2 protein-coding genes and 1 pseudogene are annotated in these 1,929 nt (G+C 41.4%); all 3 read left to right on the top strand.

Going from position 1 to position 1,929, the window contains the following annotated elements; genetic code table 11:
• Positions 1 to 206, top strand: a pseudogene (locus tag B7Y67_RS16510) (cytochrome B); the annotation flags it as partial.
• Positions 206 to 868 carry a response regulator transcription factor gene (locus tag B7Y67_RS16505; protein WP_293599563.1) on the top strand — a complete coding sequence of 221 codons (663 nt, stop codon included), beginning with the start codon at positions 206 to 208 and terminating at the stop codon, positions 866 to 868. The pseudogene B7Y67_RS16510 and the gene B7Y67_RS16505, both read left to right, overlap by 1 nt.
• Positions 865 to 1,929 (top strand): ATP-binding protein (locus tag B7Y67_RS16500; protein WP_293599562.1); only part of this gene is annotated, 1,065 nt, incomplete at its 3' end. The genes B7Y67_RS16505 and B7Y67_RS16500, both read left to right, overlap by 4 nt.

Here is a 1,929-nt window from a genome sequence, read left to right as displayed (position 1 = left end):
TAATTGGAATTGTTGTAATCCACATATTAGGGGTAATAGCTAGCAGCCTTCTCCATAAAGAAAATTTGGTACGCTCAATGCTTACCGGCCTGAAGCAAGGGGCTGCTCAAGATGGTATTCAGGGTAGATCTGTCTATTTAGTGATTGCCTTGGCTATGATTGCTGGTATTGTTTATTTTTGGTTTTGGCAATTTGGGGTGGTTTAGTGCGAATACTACTTGCGGAAGATGATCAACAGTTGGGATATGCGCTTAAGACGGGGCTAGAGCATGAAGGCTTTATTGTTGATTGGGTTCGCGATGGCAGCGCAGCGCGCTATGAAGCTGGAAATTCAGCTTACTCTGCGATTGTGCTCGACATTAATATGCCATTAATGAATGGCATTGATGTTCTAAAAAATATTCGTAAATCTGGCAACACGACTCCCGTTCTCATGCTAACTGCGCAAGATGAAGTAAGCGCTATTGCTGAGACTTTAGATTTGGGTGGTGATGACTATGTTGTTAAGCCTGTAGAAATTGTTGTTCTTGCCGCGCGGCTGCGAGCAATTGTTAGACGTTCAGAAGGTTCTAGTAGTAATGATTTAACCTTAGGGAATTTACGATTAAGTCCTAAGAAGCATCTCGTTACTTTGGGAGGTGAAGATATTAACCTTTCCAAGAGAGAGTTTGCTTTATTGCATAGCCTCATGATTTCATCTGGCAGGGTGCTTACTAAAGAGCAAATTGAATCTCAACTCTATAGCTGGGGGCATGAAGTAGAAAGTAATGCTATTGAAGTCCACATTCACAATCTACGCAAGAAAATTGGAGCCAATTACATTCGTACTATTCGTGGAATTGGCTATCAAATCAAGGATGTATCGTGAGCCCTAAGAATTTTTCTCTGCGTAATCGATTGCTGATTTGGGTGCTTGGTAGCATTACTGTGACTTGGGGTATCGCTTCTGTATTGGTTTGGTATGACGCCAAAATGGAACTAGAAGAAATGATCGAGAAGATCATTTCCAATCAAATGGGGATACCTAAACTCATTCAGGAAAAGGAAGAGTTGCTTGATTCTTTGCTGTGGGGGTTGATATGGCCATTGATAGTTGGTTTACCTCTTTTAGGCATTGTTGCATCCGCTGTCATCTTTTGGTCTAACAAGTCATTCACCGCATTAAGTGAAGCGCTTTCCAAGAAATCTTTAAACTCTATTGAGCCAATCGTTCTAAACACTTTGCCTAATGAGTTAAAGCCCGTACTGAATGAATTAAATGTCTTATTAGCTCGACTTGCTAATGCAGTTGAGAAAGAAAAGCGTTTTATTGCTGATGCCGCACATGAACTCCGTACGCCAATAGCTGCCATTCGGGCTCAAGCAGAGGTTTTAGGTTTTAGCCCAGAATTAGATCCAATAGGCATAGAGAATTTAATTCATGGATGCGATCGTGCAAGTCGTCTGATCAACCAATTACTTGCACTATCAAGAATTGATTCTGAAAAGACTGACTTTGTCAAAACCGAGATTGACCTTCATGATCTCATCAGCCTTGTTGTTGCAGACTTATTCGACCGAATTGAGGAAAAAAAGCAAGAAATTGAGTTGACGGGTGCAAGTAATGTGAAGGTTCTGGCGAATAAAGATTTGCTAGCAATCTTACTAAGAAATCTGATTGATAACGCTTCAAGATATACTCCGGCCGGCGGTAGAATTGCGATCGAAATATTAGAAAACTCTGGCACTTGCATCCTTGTAATTGAGGATAGTGGCCCAGGAATTGCAGGTGATGTTAAGTCTAGGTTGGGAGAGAGATTCTTTAGGGGGCCATCGAGTGAACTTTCAACAGGCTCTGGCCTTGGATGGTCAATCATTAAGCAAATAGCGAGTGTAGAAAATATTTCAGTTTCAGTGAGCACATCCGTAAATCTTGGTGGGCTCAAAGTT

The organism is Polynucleobacter sp. 35-46-11 (assembly GCF_002281105.1).
Note: the sequence above shows the minus strand (reverse complement) of the source record. Positions and strands in the feature narration are given on the sequence as shown.